General features: G+C 72.0%; 2 protein-coding genes. Both read left to right on the top strand.

Annotated elements, in window-relative coordinates:
• Positions 1 to 4: 4 nt before the first annotated feature.
• Positions 5 to 16,285 carry a non-ribosomal peptide synthase/polyketide synthase gene (locus ACLJT4_RS41510; protein ID WP_411130313.1) on the top strand — a complete coding sequence of 5,427 codons (16,281 nt, stop codon included), beginning with the start codon at positions 5 to 7 and terminating at the stop codon, positions 16,283 to 16,285.
• Positions 16,286 to 16,472: 187 nt separating this feature from the next.
• On the top strand, positions 16,473 to 17,027 hold a 555-nt coding region (locus ACLJT4_RS41505; RefSeq protein ID WP_411130311.1), incomplete at its 3' end, for an AMP-binding protein.

Below are 17,027 nucleotides of genomic sequence, written 5' to 3'. Positions count from 1 at the left end.
GGACGTGCCCGCTCTCGAAGCCGCGCTGGGGGCCCTCGTCGTCCGGCACGAGTCGCTGCGTACGACCTTCGACACCGTCGACGGCCAGGGCGTCCAGATCATCCACCCGCCCGCCCCCGTCACCCTGACCGCGGCCGACTGCGCGCCCGAGGACGTGGACCGCACTGTCCGCGCCCACCACGGCGCCCCATTCGACCTGCGCACCGGGCCGCTGCTGCGCCCGCTGCTGCTGCGTATCGTCGCCGACGAGCACCTGCTCGTCCTGTCGATGCACCACATCGTCACCGACGGCTGGTCCATGGGCGTCCTGCTGCGCGAGCTCGGCGAGTTCTACGCCGGCCGCACCCCGGAGGAACTGCCCCTCCAGTACGCCGACTACGCGATCTGGCAGCGTGAGAACCTGACGTCCGAGACGCTGGACGAAAACCTGGCGTACTGGCGCGGCCAGCTGGCCGGCGCGCCCGTGCTGAACCTGCCCACCGACCGGCCTCGTCCCGCCGTCCGCACGTCCAACGGCGCCACCCGCCGCTTCACCGTGCCGGCCGACGTGCTGGACCGCTTCGGTCGGATGTGCGAGGAGCAGGGCGTCACCCTGTTCATGGGCCTCGTCGCCGCCGTCCAGCTGGTCCTGGCCAGGCACAGCGGCCAGCAGGACGTGGTCGTCGGCACCGCCGACTCCGGCCGCGCTCACTGGGAGCTGGAGAACCAGGTCGGCTTCTTCGTCAACACCCTGGCCCTGCGGACCCGCGTCGACGAGTCCGCGACCGGCACCGAACTCCTCGCGGCCGTGCGGGAGACGGTCCTGGACGCCTTCGCCCACGCCGAGGTGCCCTTCGACCGCGTCGTCGATGCCGTCGTCGCCGAACGCGACCCCAGCCGCACGCCGCTCGTCCAGGCCATGACGGTGCTCCAGAGCATGCCCGGCGGCCTCGGCGACGCCGGCGGCCTGCGCTGGACCGAACACCCCCTGGACATCGACTCCGCCCAGTTCGACGTGCTGATCGCCTTCGAGGAGCACGGCGACGGGTTCGGTGGCCTGGTCAACTACAACTCCGACCTCTTCGACGCTGCCACCGCCGACCGGATCGCCGCCCACGTGCTGATGGTCCTGACAGAGTGGGCCACGCCCGAGGCCGTGACCCGTCCCGTCGCGGCGGCCGTGCCCACGCTGACCGGAGCGGAGCGGACCCGGATCCTCGACGAGTGGAACGCGCCCGGCGCGGAGGCGACCGGTGTCCTCACCCTGGCGGAGATCTTCGATGCCCAGCTCGCCCGTGACCCGCGGCTGACCGCCGTCGTCGAAGGTGAACTCACCGTCAGTTACGCCGAGCTGGGCGCCGACGCTGACCGGCTCGCCCGTGCCCTGCGCGCCCACGGCATCGGCACCGACGTCGTGGTCGGCGTCTGCCTGCCGCGTGGCGTGCGCTGGCTGACCGCGCTGCTCGCGGTTGCCAAGGCCGGCGGAGTGTACGTGCCGCTCGACCCGCAGTACCCCGCCGACCGGCTCGCCTTCATGGCCTCCGACGCGGACATGGCGCTCATCCTCACCGACACCGGCACCCTGGACCGCGTACCGGACACCGGCGTGCCCGTCCTGCGGGTGGACGGCGAACTCCCCTCCGTGGAGGGGGAGAAGGCTGTCGCACCCACGCCGGACGCCGGCGCCTACGTGATCTACACCTCGGGCTCGACCGGGCGCCCCAAGGGCGTCCTCGTCCCACACCGCGGCCTGGCCGCCATGGCCGCCGCGCACCAGCAGGCGATCGGCCTGACCGACGGTTCCCGTCTCCTCCAGGCCGTCTCGCCCAACTTCGACGTGGCCATGGCCGACGTGCTCTCCGCCTGGTACGCCGGTGCCACCCTCGTGCTTCCGCCGTCCGGCCCGCTCGCCGGTGAGGCTCTGGGCCAGGTGCTGCGCGAGCAGCGCGTCACCCACCTGGAGATGCCCCCGGCCGCCCTGCAGAGCGTCCCCGACATGGAACTCCCTGATCTGCGCGGCCTGTTGGTCGGCGGCGAGGCCATGTCGGCGGAGTTCCTCTCCCGCTGGGCGCCGGGCCGGACCCTGCGCAACGTCTACGGCCCCACCGAGACCACGGTGACGGTCACCGCAGGCGATCCGGTGCGTGACTTCGGCGCCGCCGGTGTCCCCATCGGCCGCCCGGTCGCCGGCGCGCGGCTGTATGTCCTCGACGCGCGCCTGCGCCCGGTCCCGGCCGGGGTCGCGGGCGAGCTGTACATCGCCGGTCCCGGCGTGGCGCGCGGCTACGCGGGGCGCTTTGGCCTGACGGCGGAGCGTTTCGTGGCGTCGCCGTTCGGCGGTCCGGGCGAGCGGATGTACCGCTCGGGCGATGTGGTGCGGTGGCTGCCGGACGGGCAGCTGGAGTTCGTGGGTCGTGCCGACCATCAGGTGAAGGTGCGGGGTTTCCGTATCGAGATTGGTGAGATCGAGGCGGCGCTGGCGGCGCATCCGGACGTGGTGCAGGCCGTGGTGACGGTGCGTGAGGTGCGGCCTGGCGTGAAGCGGCTGGTGGGCTACGTGGTCGGGGAGCGCGTCGACCATGGTGGTCTGCGGGAGTTCGTGGCGAAGTCGCTGCCGGACTACATGGTTCCCGCGGCGTTCGTGGTGGTGGGCACGTTCCCGCTGACCGCGAACGGCAAGGTGGACCGCCGTGCCCTGCCCGAGCCCGACGTGAGCGCCGCCGCGGCGCAGCACGAGTACCTTGCCCCGCGCACCGAGTTGGAACGCGTGGTCGCCGACGTCTGGGCCCAGGTGCTGGGCGTCGAGCGGGTGGGTGTGCGGGACAACTTCTTTGAGCTGGGCGGTGATTCGATTCTGAGTATTCAGGTCGTCTCGCGGCTCCGGCGCGCGGGATGGGTGGTCTCGCCGCAGGACGTGCTCGTCCGCCAGACGGTTGCCGGGGTCGCGGCGGTCGCCCGCGAGGCCGAGGCGGACTTCGGCGACGCCCCGGCCGACACGGTCGAGGGCCCTGTCGTCCTCTCGCCCGTCCAGGAGTGGTTCGTTCGGACGCATCCGGTGGCGCCGGATCACTTCGGTATGTCGATGCGGGTGCGGATCGCGGCGGGTGTGGACCGGGGTGTGCTGTCTCGTGCTGTGTCGGTGGTGCTGTCGCACCATGAGGGCCTGTGGGTGCGGTACGAGAAGGCCGCCGACGGCTGGCAGCAGTGCGCTGGCGAGCCGGGCACGGTCGTTGTCGAGCGTGCGGCGGATGTCGGCGGTGTGGTGCAGGAGGGTTTCCGTTTGGAGGGTGGCCCGCTGGCGCGGGTGGTGCTCTCCGACGACGAGTTGCTGATTGCTGTGCATCACATGGTGGTGGACGGTGTCTCGTGGCGGATTCTGCTGGAGGACATGGCTGTCGCCTACCGCCGGCTGGCCGCGGGTGAAGAGGTGGTCCTGGACGGGACGACGTTGTCCTTCCCGGCGTGGACGGCGAAGCTGGCGGCGCACGATTTCTCCGACCAGGTGCTGTACTGGAGCGACGTTGTTGCCGGTGTGGAGCCGTTGTTGGAGGTTCCGGCGGGGGTGAACACCGTCGGTTCGGCCAAGATTGTGTCCGCATCGCTCTCCGTTGAGGAGACCGAGGCCCTGCTGCAGCAGGTGCCGTCCGTCTTCCGTACCCAGGTCAACGACATCCTTCTCGCCGCGCTCGGCCGCGTGCTGGGCGAGTGGTCCGGCCGTGATCGCGTCGTGGTCGACATGGAGGGCCACGGCCGTGAAGAGGCCGTGGTCGGTGCGGATGTGTCGCGTACGGTTGGCTGGTTCACGTCCATCTACCCCGTCGCGCTGGGTGCGAGTACGGACTGGCGTGAGCAGATCCGTACGACGAAGGAGATGTTGCGGGCGGTCCCGGACCGGGGTATCGGTTTCGGTGCCCTGCGCTTCCTGCAGGGTGCCGAGCTCGCCGACCCCGCCCAGGTCAGCTTCAACTATCTCGGGCGCTACGGTGCTGAGGGCGACCCGGACGTGTTCGCCGGGATGCTGCCCGTCACCGGCGACCACGCCCCGGCCGAGGAACGCCCGTACCTCCTGGACGTGGTCTCCCGCGTCCAGGACGGCGCCCTCCACGTGGACCTCCACTACTCCGGCGCCGTCTACGACACCGCGCGGATGCGTGCCCTGGCCGCCCGCTACCGTGACGCGCTGCGCGAGGCGGTGGCGTACTGCCTGACCGAGGGCACCGGCGGGCGGACTCCGTCCGACTTCCCGCTCGTCTCCTGGGACCAAGCCACCGTCGACCGCGTGATCGGCACCGGCGAGCACATCGCCGACGTGTACCCGCTGTCGCCCATGCAGCAGGGCATGCTGTTCCACTCCGTCGAATCCGGTGGCGGTGACGCCGCCTACGTCGAGCAGATGTCCTTCGTCCTGGAGAGCGTGGCCGACGTCGACCGCCTCGCCGCCGCCTGGCAGGAGACGGTCAACGCCTCCGACGCGCTGCGCGTCTCCGTGGTGTGGGAGACCGTCGACCAGCCTGTCGCCCTCGTTCACGAGCGGGTCCACGTGCCCGTTCACATGGCGGACTGGAGCGGCCTCGACGGGGAGCGGCGTGCCGCCGCGCTCGACGAGCGGCGTGCGGCCGACCGGGCTGGCATCTCACTGGACGCCGCCCCGCTGATGCGGATCTCCCTCGCCCGCCTCGGCGGCGACCGGGCCCAGGTGGTCCTCACGTTCCACCACGTCCTGCTCGACGGCTGGAGCACTCCGCTGCTGCTGGAGGACCTGTTCACCCGCTACACGGGTGGCACTGCGGAGGTCCGCCGTCCGTACCGGGACTACCTGGAGTGGCTGGCCGCCCGTGACACGGAGGCCGGTCTGGAGCACTGGCGTACCGTCCTGACCGGCTTCGACACCCCCGTGCCGCTGCCCGCCGACCGGACGGCCACGCCCGGCCACCAGACCTGGGCCACCCGGCACCTCCAGGTCGAGCTGCCCGGCTCGCTGGCGACCGACGTGGCGGACTTCGCGCGGCGTCACCGGCTGACCGTCAACGCGGTGGTCCAGGGCGCCTGGGCGCTGTTGCTGTCCGCGCACTCCAGCCGCAACGACATCGTCTTCGGCGCCACCACCTCCGGGCGCCCGGCCGACCTGGCCGAGGCGGAGGGCATGCTGGGCCTGTTCATCAACACCGTCCCGGTGCGTACGGTCCTGGACCCGGCCGCGTCGGTGGTGGAGTGGCTCCAGCGGCTCCAGGCGGAGCAGTGGGAGTCCCGTGCCCATGAGTACCTGTCGCTCAGCCAGGTCAACACAGTCACCGAAGTGCCGTCCGGCACGGCGCTGTTCGACTCGCTGCTCGTCTTCGAAAACTACCCCGTCGACGAGGACATGGGCGGCCGCCACGGGCTCGGCGTCCGAGACACCTACGGCGAGGGCGGCAGCAGCTACCCGCTATCCCTGACCGCGTACACCGGCGGCCGTCTCGTCGGGGACGCCGACCCCGGTGTGGCGCTGCGCATGTCGTACGACCCGCACCTTTTCTCGGATGCTGCGGCCCAGGGCATCGCGGGCCGCCTCGCGGCCCTGCTCTGCTCACTCCTCGACGAGCCGCGGCTCGCCCGGATCCCGCTGCTGACCGCCGACGAGTCCGCGACCCTCGCCGGGGAGTGGAACGACACGGACACGCACTGCCCGCCGCGTCTGCTGCCCGAACTCCTGGGTGGCCAGGCCGCGTCGACGCCGGACGCGCCCGCAGTCATCACCGAGGACACCACCCTCACCTACCGGGAGCTCGACGAGCGGGCCAACCGCCTCGCCCACCTCCTCCGGCAGCGCGGCGTGGGCGCCGACACCGTCGTCGCGGTCAGCCTGCCCCGCGGCATCGACCTCGTCGTCAGCCTGCTCGCGGTCGTGAAGGCGGGCGGCGCGTACGTCCCTGTGGACCCCGAGTACCCGGCCGATCGCATCGCGTACATGCTGAGCGACTCCGGGGCCCGGCTGCTGATCGCGGACCCGTCCGGTGCGGCGGCACGTGAGGGCACCGAGGGCATCGAGGTCATCGCTCCCGGCACGCCGGAGGCCGGCGCGCAGCCCGCAACGGCCCCGCGCCTGGATACGCTCGTACAGCACGCGGCGTACCTGATCTACACCTCCGGTTCCACCGGCCGCCCCAAGGGCGTTCTGGTCTCGCACGCGGCGATCTCCAACCGCCTGCTGTGGATGCAGTCCGTGTACCCCCTGTCCGGTGCGGACCGGGTGCTCCAGAAGACCTCGTCGAGCTTCGACGTGGCCGTGTGGGAGTTCTTCGGCCCGCTCGTCGCGGGCGCGGCCCTGGTGCTGCCCCGCCCCGACGGGCACCGCGACCCGCACTACATGGCCGGGATGATTCGCGACCACGGCGTGACGACTGTCCACTTCGTGCCGTCCATGCTCCGCGCCCTCGTCGCCGAGCCCGCCACCCGCGCCTGCACCAGCCTGCGCACCGTGTTCAGTGGCGGCGAGATGCTCCAGGGCACCCTGCGCGACCAGATCCGCGAGGTGCTGCCGCAGGCGAAGCTCTACAACCTGTACGGCCCCGCGGAGGCGGCCGTCGACGTCACCTCCCACCCGGCCGAGCCGGACACCGCGACCGTGCCAATCGGCCGCCCTGTCTGGAACACCCGCCTGTACGTGCTGGACTCGTGGCTGCGCCCGGTGCCGGAGGGTGTCCCGGGTGAGCTGTACGTCACGGGTGTGCAGCTGGCGCGCGGTTACGCCGGCAAGTCCGGGCTGACGGCGGGCCGGTTCGTGGCCTCGCCGTTCGGCGGCCCGGGCGAGCGCATGTACCGCACGGGCGACGTGGTGCGCTGGCTGCCCGGCGGTGTGATCGAGTTCGCCGGACGCGCCGACGACCAAGTCAAGGTCCGCGGCTTCCGTATCGAACTCGGCGAGGTCGAGCGGGCGCTGGCGAGCCACCCGGCGGTCGGCCAGGCCGTGGTCGTCGCGCGCGAGGACCAGCCCGGCGTGAAGCGTCTCGTCGGCTACGTCGTGGCCAAGGACGTGACGTCGGCCGACCTGCGGGAGCACGTGGGCCGCTCGCTGCCCGAATACATGGTCCCGGCGATCTGCGTCGTCCTCGACGCCCTGCCGGTCACTGCGAATGGCAAGGTCGACCGGCGTGCCCTGCCCGAGCCCGACCTGAGCACGCTCCTGCGGGACTACGTCGCTCCGCGCACCGAGGTGGAGCGCGTGGTCGCCGAGGTCTGGGGTGACGTCCTGGGTGCTGAGCGTGTGGGTGTGCGGGACAACTTCTTTGAGCTGGGCGGTGATTCGATTCTGAGTATTCAGGTCGTCTCGCGGCTCCGGCGTGCGGGTTTGGTGGTGTCGCCGCAGGATGTGTTGGTGCGGCAGACGGTGGCGGGTGTGGCTGCTGCCGCGCGTGAGGCCGGTGCGGTGGACGCGGAGCCCGAGGTGGTGGGTCCTGTGGTGCTGTCTCCGGTTCAGGAGTGGTTTGTGTGGACGCATCCGGTGGCGCCGGATCACTTCGGTATGTCGATGCGGGTGCGGATCGCGGCGGGTGTGGACCGGGGTGTGCTGTCTCGTGCTGTGTCGGTGGTGCTGTCGCACCATGAGGGCCTGTGGGTGCGGTACGAGAAGGCCGCCGACGGCTGGCAGCAGTGCGCTGGCGAGCCGGGCACGGTCGTTGTCGAGCGTGCGGCGGATGTCGGCGGTGTGGTGCAGGAGGGTTTCCGTTTGGAGGGTGGCCCGCTGGTGCGGGTGGTGCTCTCCGACGATGAGCTGTTGATTGCTGTGCATCACATGGTGGTGGACGGTGTCTCGTGGCGGATTCTGCTGGAGGACATGGCTGTCGCCTACCGCCGGCTGGCCGCGGGTGAAGAAGTGGTCCTGGATGAGACGACGTTGTCCTTCCCGGCGTGGACGGCGAAGCTGGCCGCGCATGACTTCTCCGACCAGGTGCTGTACTGGAGCGACGTTGTTGCCGGTGTGGAGCCGTTGTTGGAGGTTCCGGCGGGGGTGAACACCGTCGGTTCGGCCAAGATTGTGTCCGCATCGCTCTCCGTTGAGGAGACCGAGGCCCTGCTGCAGCAGGTGCCGTCCGTCTTCCGTACCCAGGTCAACGACATCCTTCTCGCCGCGCTCGGCCGCGTGCTGGGCGAGTGGTCCGGTCGTGATCGCGTCGTGGTCGACATGGAGGGTCACGGTCGTGAGGAGGCCGTGGTCGGTGCGGATGTGTCGCGTACGGTTGGCTGGTTCACGTCCATCTATCCCGTCGCGCTGGGTGCGTGTGCGGACTGGCGTGAGCAGATCCGTACGACGAAGGAGATGTTGCGGGCGGTTCCGGACCGGGGTATCGGTTTCGGTGCCCTGCGGTTCCTGCAGGGTGCCGAGCTTGCCGATCCGGCGCAGGTCAGCTTCAACTACCTCGGCCGGTTCGACGCGGGCGCCCACCCGGACGTGTTCGCCGGGCTGTTGCCCGCCGACGACGACCGCAGCCCCCGCGAGGAGCGCCCGCACGCCCTCGACATCGTCAGCCGCGTCGTGGACGGCGAGCTGGAGATCATGTTCCAGTACTCGACCGCGCTGCATACCGCCGAGGCCATGACCGCGCTGGCCGGGCGGTACCGTGATGCGCTGCGCGAGGCCGTGGCGTACTGCCTGAGCGAGGGCACCGGTGGGCGGACGCCGTCCGACTTCCCGCTCGTCTCGTGGGACCAGGTCACCGTCGACCGTGTGATCGGCACCGGCGAGCGCATCGCCGACGTCCACCCGCTGTCGCCCATGCAGCAGGGCATGCTGTTCCACTCCCTTGAGGCCGCCGACGGCGACGCCGCCTACGTCGAGCAGATGTCCTTCGTGCTCGAAGGCGCCTCCGACGTCGACCGTCTCGCCACCGCCTGGCAGGAGGCCGTCAACGCCTCCGACGCCCTGCGCGTGTCCATCTCCTGGGAGAGGGTCGACGAGCCCGCGGCCCTGGTGCACGAGCGGGTCGACGTACCCGTGCACACGGCGGACTGGAGCGGCCTCGACGGGGAGCGGCGTGCCGCCGCGCTCGACGAGCGGCGTGCGGCCGACCGGGCCGGGATCTCGCTGGACGCCGCCCCGCTGACGCGCGTCTCCCTCGCCGGCCTCGGCGGCGACCGGGTCCAGGTCGTGTGGACCTTCCACCACCTCCTCCTGGACGGCTGGAGCACGCCGCGCCTGCTGGAAGACGTCTTCACCCGCTACTCGGGCGGCACCCCGGAGGTCCGCCGCCCGTACCGGGACTACCTGGAATGGCTAACCGCCCGTGACACGGAGGCTGGCCTGGGGCACTGGCGTACCGTCCTGACCGGCTTCGACACTCCCGTGCCGCTGCCCACCGACCGGTCCGTCACCGCGGAGACCTGGGCGGCACGTGGTCACGACGTCGTTGTCGACCCCGAAGTGGGCGCCCGCGTCGGCGAGTTCGCCCGGCGTCATCGGCTGACCGTCAATGCGGTGATCCAGGGCGCCTGGGCCCTGCTGCTCTCCGCCCACTCCGGCCAGAACGACATCGTCTTCGGCGCCACCACCTCGGGCCGCCCGGCGGACCTCACCGATGCCGACTCCGTCATCGGCCTGTTCATCAACACCGTTCCGGTGCGCACGGTCCTGGACCCGGCCGCGTCGGTGGTGGAGTGGCTCCAGCGGCTCCAGGCGGAGCAGTGGGAGTCCCGCACCCACGAGTACCTGTCGCTCAGCCAGATCAACACGGTCACCGAAGTGCCCTCCGGCACGGCCCTGTTCGACTCGCTGCTCGTCTTCGAGAACTACCCCGTAGACGACGAGCTCGCCGCACGCCACGGACTGACCGTCACCGGCACCGAGGGCGGCCTTGCCACCAACTACCCGCTCACTCTGAGCGCGTACACCGGACAGCACCTGGTCGCGATGGGCGGCACGGCCGCCGAGATCGCTCTGCGCATCACCTATCGCCCCGAGCTCTTCGACGACTCCACTGTCGAGGTCCTGGCAGGTCACCTGGCCGCCATCCTGGATGCGCTCACCAAGGCCCCCGGTCGGCCGCTGTCCGCGCTGCCCCGGACCGGACCGGCGGAGCGCGAGAAGCTGGCCGCCTGGACCGAATCCCGCCAGGCGGACCCGGGCGCCACCTTCCTGGACCTCTTCCAGGCGCGTGTCGCGGAGCGGCCCGAGGCGCCCGCCGTCCAGCACGGGGGCAAGGTCCTCGGCTACGCCGAACTGGACGCCCGCGCGGACCGGCTCGCCGCCGTGCTCGCCGCCCATGGCGCCGGTCCCGAGGCACGGATCGGTGTCTCCATGTCACGCACCACCGACTTGGTCGTGGCCGTCCTGGCCGTCCTCAAGGCCGGCGGCGCGTACGTGCCGCTGGACCCGCACTACCCCGCGGACCGGCTGCGTTACATGGCCGCCGACTCCGGCATCTCGCTGGTGCTCACCGAGAGCTCCCTCGCCGGCCGGCTCCCGTTCGCGGGCGAAACCGAGCTCCTCGTCGTGGACGAACTCCCGCAGGATGCGGCCCAGTTTGACGACGGCGCGGCCCCGGCGCCACGTCCGCAGGCGCCGCTCGCCGCCGCCGCGTACGTGATCTACACGTCCGGCTCCACCGGCCGCCCCAAGGGCGTGGTGGTGTCCTACGAGGCCATGTCCTCCCTCGTGCAGTGGGCCGTCTCGCTCGGCGAGGACGTGTTCGCCCGGACCTGCTTCGCCACCTCGCTCAACTTCGACGTGTCCGTCTTCGAGCTCTTCGGCACCCTCGCCGCGGGCGGTGCCGTCGAGGTGATGCGGGACGTCCTGGAGCTGGCGGAGCGGCCGGACGGCTGGTCCGGCAGCCTGATCTCGGCGGTGCCGTCCGCGCTCGGCGCGGTCCTCACCGAGGACGGGCTCGACGTCACGGCCGGGCACGTGGTGCTCGCGGGCGAGGCGTTCCCGGCGGCCCTGCACGACCGGATCGGCGAGGTAGCGCCCGGGGCGGTGATCGCGAACATCTACGGCCCCACCGAGGCCACGGTCTACGCCACCGGTTGGTTCTCCGACGCCGAACAGGCCCCCGACAGCGGCTCCGTGCCCATCGGGCGCCCGGTCGCCGGCAAGTCCCTGCGCGTCCTCGACCCGTGGCTCCGGCCCGTTCCGGCGGGCGTCTGGGGCGAGCTGTACATCGGCGGGCAGGGCGTGGCCCGCGGTTACCACGACCGGGCCGCACTGACCGCCGAGCGGTTCGTCGCCGACCCCGTCGTCCCCGGCGCGCGCCTCTACCGCACCGGTGACGTGGTGCGCTGGCGCGCCGACGGCGTGCTCGATTACGCGGGCCGCAGCGACGACCAGGTCAAGATCCGCGGCTTCCGCATCGAACTCGCCGAGATCGAGGCCGCCTTGACCCGGCAGCCCGGCGTGGCACAGGCCGCAGTGATCGCCCGCGAGGACCAGCCCGGCGTGAAGCGGCTCGCCGCCTACGCCGTCCCGGCCACCGACGCCGCCCTCGACCCGGACGCCCTCCGGGCCGCCCTGGCCACGGCACTCCCCGAGTACATGGTCCCCGCGACCCTGACCGTGCTGGACGCCCTGCCGCTGAACGCCAACGGCAAGCTGGACCGGCGGGCCCTGCCCGCACCGGACCTGTCGGCCCTGGGTCAGGCGTACACCGCGCCCCGCACCCCGAGCGAGGCCCTGGTCGCCGAGGTCTTCGGCGCGGTGCTCGGCCTGGACCGGGTCGGTGCCTTGGATGACTTCTTCGAGCTTGGCGGCGACTCCATCCTGAGCATTCAGGTGGTGTCACGCCTGCGCCGGGCCGGTGCGGAGATCTCCGTCCGGCAGCTGTTCGACCACCCCACGGCCGCGGCGCTGGCCCCGCTCACCGGCACGTCCGGTACGGCGGACGCCGTCACCCGTGTTCCCCGGGACGGCGGCGCCCTGCCGCTGTCCTCGCCGCAGGCGCGCATGTGGTTCGCCGCCGAACACGACGCGGCCAGCACCGAGTACAACTCCGGCCGGGCCCTCCGGCTGCGCGGGGCGCTCGACACCGAGGCCCTGCGTGGGGCGCTGGACGCCCTGGTGGCCCGGCACGAGTCGCTGCGGACGACCTTCGACACCGTCGACGGGCAGGGCGTCCAGCTCGTCCATCCGGCCGCCCCGCTCGACCTGCCCGTCCTGGACTGCCCGGACGGCGGCGATGCGCTCGACGCGCTCGTCCAGCGGCTGCTCGGCGAGCCCTTCGACCTGCGTACCGGACCGTTGCTGCGCTCGACCCTGATTCGGTTGGGCGGGGAGGAGCACGTGCTCGTCCTGTCGATGCATCACATCGTCACTGACGGTTGGTCGCTTGGCGTGATCCGGCGTGAGTTGGGTGAGTTGTACGCGGGCCGTGCGTTGGCGGAGCTTCCGGTTCAGTACGCGGATTATGCGGTCTGGCAGCGGGAGCGGTTGACCGGGCGGGTGTTGGAGGAGGGTCTGGGGTACTGGCGGGCGCAGCTTGCCGAGGCCCCGGTGCTGGAGCTGCCGACGGACCGGCCGCGTCCGGCGGAGCGCACCACGCGTGGTGCGAGCTGTCAGATGGTGGTTCCGGCGGCGTTGGTGGCGCGTTTCACGGAGGTGTGTCAGGCCCAGGGTGCCACGCTGTTCATGGGTCTGACTGCGGCCGTGCAGCTTCTGCTGTCCCGTTACAGCGGACAGCAGGACGTGGTCCTCGGCACCGTCACGGCCGGTCGCGAGCGTGCCGAACTCCAGGACGTCGTCGGGTTCTTCATCAACACCCTGGCGCTGCGCGCCCGGATCGATGAGCGCGCGACCACCGACGACCTGCTGGCCGCGGTGCGCGGCACGGTCCTGGACGCCTTCACTCACGCGGAGGTGCCCTTCGACCGCGTCGTCGACGCCGTGGTCACCGAACGCGACCCCAGCCGTAACCCGCTCGTCCAGGCGGCGATCAGCTACGAGAAGCTCTCCGGCGCGCCCGCCGGGTCGACGGCCGGCGGCCTGGACTGGCAGGACCACGCCCTGAAGTCCACCACCGCACAGTTCGACCTCACCCTCGACTTCGGCGAGGTCGGCGGGGAACTGCTCAGCAACATCGTCTACAACACGGACCTGTTCGACGAGTCCACTATCCGCCGCCTCTCCGCGCAACTGCTGGAGATCCTCGGCGCGATGGCCGCCGCCCCGCGGACCCCGCTGCGTGCCATGCCCCGGCTCACCGGGGCCGAGCACGCCGAGATCCTGGGCGGCTGGAGCGACGGCGCCGAGGGCCCCGCCGGCCGGGTGCTGACCGAGGTCTTCGCGGAGCAGGTGGCCCGTACCCCCGACGCGGTCGCCGTGGTGTGCGAGGACGAGCGGCTCTCGTACGCGGAGCTGGACGTCCGGGCGAACCGGCTCGCCCACGCCCTGCGTGCCCACGGGGTCGGCCCGGAGGTCCGGGTCGGCGTGTGCCTGCCCCGCGGCACCGCCCCGCTCGTCGCGCTGCTGGCCGTGCTCAAGGCGGGCGGCATCGTCGTCCCGCTCGACCCCGAGTACCCGGCGGACCGGCTGGCGTTCATGATGGGCGACTCCGGGCTCCAGGTGCTGGTGGCCACCGGCGACAGCCGGGAGGCCGTGGCGGAGGCACTCGTGCCCGTCCTCCTCTTGGAGGAGCTGGCCGAGGCCGCGGACCCGGCCCACGACGCCCCGCCGCGGGTGGCGCTGGTCCCGCAGAACGGCGCGTACGTCTTCTACACCTCCGGCTCCACCGGCCGCCCCAAGGGCATCGTGGTGCCGCACGCCGGTGTTCTGCGCGTGGCGCGCGACCCGCGCCTTGCCTTCACCGCCGAAGACGTGATCAGCCAGACCGCGACGCTGTCCTTCGACGCGAGCGCGCTGGAGATCTGGAGCGCCTTCACCAACGGGGCCACCCTCGTGGTCTCCACGGCCCGGGTGCTCTCCGTCGAGGAACTGGGCGGCCTGGTACGGGCCCACGGGGTGACCGTGCTGTGGGTCACCACCGGTCTCTTCCACGAGGTCGTCGACGCCGACGTGCGGATGCTGCGCGGCCTGCGCATGGTGATGACCGGCGGCGACGTGCTCTCGCCTCGGCACTTCCAGCGGGTCCTCAACGAGGCCCCGGAGGTCCGGCTGGTGGCCGCCTACGGGCCCACCGAGACGACCATCTTCGCCACCGTGCACCTGGTCGACTGGGCGGAGCAGAAGCCGGCCGTGCCCATCGGCACGCCCCTCGGCCAGACCCGCGCGTACGTCCTGGACGCCTGGCTGCGGCCGGTGCCGGCCGGGGTCGCGGGCGAGCTGTACCTGGCCGGCGAGTGTGTGACCCGCGGCTACGCCGGGCACCCCGCGCTCACTGCGGGCCGCTACGTGGCCAGCCCGTACGCTCCGGGCGGCCGCATGTACCGCACCGGCGATGTGGTCCGCTGGCTGCCCGACGGACAGTTGGACTTCGTGGGCCGTGCCGACCACCAGGTCAAGGTCCGCGGCTTCCGCATCGAACCCGGCGAGATCGAGATCGCACTGTCGTCCCACCCGGACGTCGCCCAGGCCGTCGTCGTGGTCCGCGAGATCACCCCCGGCACCAAGCGCCTGGTCGCCTACGCGGCGGGCACCGGCCTGGACCAGGCGGTGCTGCGCACCCACGCGGCCGCGACGCTGCCGGACTACATGATGCCGACGGCCTTCGTCGTCCTCGACGCCCTGCCGCTCAACGCGAACGGCAAGGTGGACCGCAAGGCACTGCCCGCCCCCGGCCCGCAGGCCGCCGCCGACAGCGCGTACACGGCCCCGCGCTCCCCGCGCGAACGGCTCCTCGCCGAGGTGTGGGCGGCCGTCCTGAGCGTCCCCCAGGTCGGCGTGCACGACAACTTCTTCGAGCTCGGCGGCGATTCCATCCTCACCATCCAGGTGGTTTCGCGGGCCCGCGAGGCGGGCCTGACGATCTCGCCGAAGCAACTGTTCAAGGCGCCGACGGTGGCCGGGCTCGCGGAGCTGGTCACCGAGGCCGACGAGTCGGCCGCCGGGCGAGCGGCGGGGACGGCACGCACCGAGCCGGTCACCGGCGACGTACCGCTCAGCCCCATCCAGCGCTGGTTCTTCGACACCTTCACGGCGCCGGAGCACCTGACGATGGCCACCTTCGTCGAGCTCGGGTCCCACGCGGCGGACCTGCCCGCCCTGGAGACGGCGTTCGCCGCGCTGCTCCACCACCACGACGCCCTGCGCATGCGGTACGTCCGGGTACCCGGTGGGACCGGCGCCGACGGCTGGCGCCAGCACAACCCGCCCGCCGAGACCGGCCCCGTGCTCGCCCGCCACGACCTGTCGGAAGCGGCCGACCCGGAGGCGGAGACCGGCCGGCTGATCGCTGAGGCCCAGGGCGGCCTCAGCCCGGAGCACGGGCCGATGATCAGGGCCCTGCTCCTGGAGTACGGCGACGGGCGCCGCCCGCGGCTCTTCGTCACCGTCCACCACCTGGTCGTCGACGGCGTCTCCTGGCGCGTGCTGCTCTCCGACCTGGCCACCGCCTACGGCCAGGCCGCGGCCGGCCGCCCGGTCGACCTCGGGGACAGGACCACGTCTTTCCGCGACTGGACCCGGGCGCTCGCCGCGCACACCGCGTCGGGCGCGCTCGACGCCGAGATCCCGTACTGGAATGCGCTCGCCGAGGGCGAGAGCGGGCGGCTGCCCGTCGACCTCGACGGCGCCAACCTGGACCGGCACCGCGCGGTCGCCCACGCGGCGCTCGACGCGGAGACCACCCGCAGGCTCCTGCAGGAGGTCCCCGGCCGCTACCGCACCCAGATCAACGACGTGCTGCTGTCGGCCCTCGGCCGTACGCTCACCGCGTGGTCCGGCGAGGAGAGCGTGCTGGTCAACCTGGAGGGCCACGGACGCGAGGAGATCGTCGAGGGCGTGGACCTCTCCCGCACCGTCGGCTGGTTCACCACCCAGTTCCCCGTTCGCCTGACGGCTCCGGGCGACACCGCCTGGCGGCCGCAGATCAACCAGGTCAAGCGCGCCCTGAGGGCCGTGCCGCAGCGCGGCATCGGCTACGGGCTGCTCCGGCACCTCCGAGGCGGCCTCACGGAGGGTCCCGAGCCGCAGGTCAGCTTCAACTACCTCGGCCAGTACGACACCTCCGAGGCCGGTGGCGGCTTCTACGGCGCGCCCGTCCCGTACGACGTGCCCACGGCTCCGGGCACGGACCGCCGCCACCACCTGCTGGACATCGTGGCGGTTGTCTCCGGGGGCCGCCTGGAGGTCCAGGTGATGTACGCGACGGACACCTATCACCCCGCCACGGTGACGGCGCTCGCCGAGCGGTTCACCGCGGCCCTGACGGAGATCGTCACCGCGGGCTGAGACCGCCGGGACCGCTGAGGGAAACGGCCGCATCCGCGGCTGTTTCCCTCCTTCGTGGGTTATTCGGCGACCGCTGAACATCAATTTGGCCGTGCCTTTAGCGCGTTGTGCCGATCGCCGCGTCGGTGGTCTTCTCGATGCTCGATTACTGCTGGGTTCAGTTTCTATGCGTGGGGGAGTGGTCCGGGTGCCCGGTTTCGGTGGCGCGGTGATTACCGAGATCTTCGCGGAGTGGGTGGCGCGGGCGCCTGAGGCGGTCGCCGTGATGTGCGGCGGCGAGCGGGTGACGTACGCGGAGTTGGACGCCCGAGCCAACCGGCTCGCGCACGCCTTGCTGGACCGGGGCATCGGTGCCGGCGACCGGGTGGGTGTGTGCCTGCCACGCGGCATGGAACCGGTCGTCGCCCTGCTCGGCGTGCTCAAGGCGGGTGCCGCCGCCGTGCCGCTCGACCCCGAATACCCGCGTGAGCGCCTGGAGTTCATGGTCCAGGACGCGGGCGTCTCCGCCGTGCTGACCGACCCCACGACCGGGCCGCTGATGCGCCAGGCGGGCGCACCCGCCCTCGTCGCGACGGCCGATGCTTTCGACCAGCCGGCCACCGCTCCGGCGGTCGTCGTGTTTCCGCAGAGTCCCGCCTATGTCTTCTACACCTCCGGTTCCACCGGTCGTCCCAAGGGAGTTGTGCTTCCGCATGAAGGCTTCCTGCGCGTCGTACGGGACCCGAATTTCTCTATCACGCCT

The sequence above is a fragment of the Streptomyces sp. x-19 genome, assembly GCF_046549115.1.
In the GTDB taxonomy this organism is placed as follows: domain Bacteria; phylum Actinomycetota; class Actinomycetes; order Streptomycetales; family Streptomycetaceae; genus Streptomyces; species Streptomyces albulus_C.
Note: the sequence above shows the minus strand (reverse complement) of the source record. Positions and strands in the feature narration are given on the sequence as shown.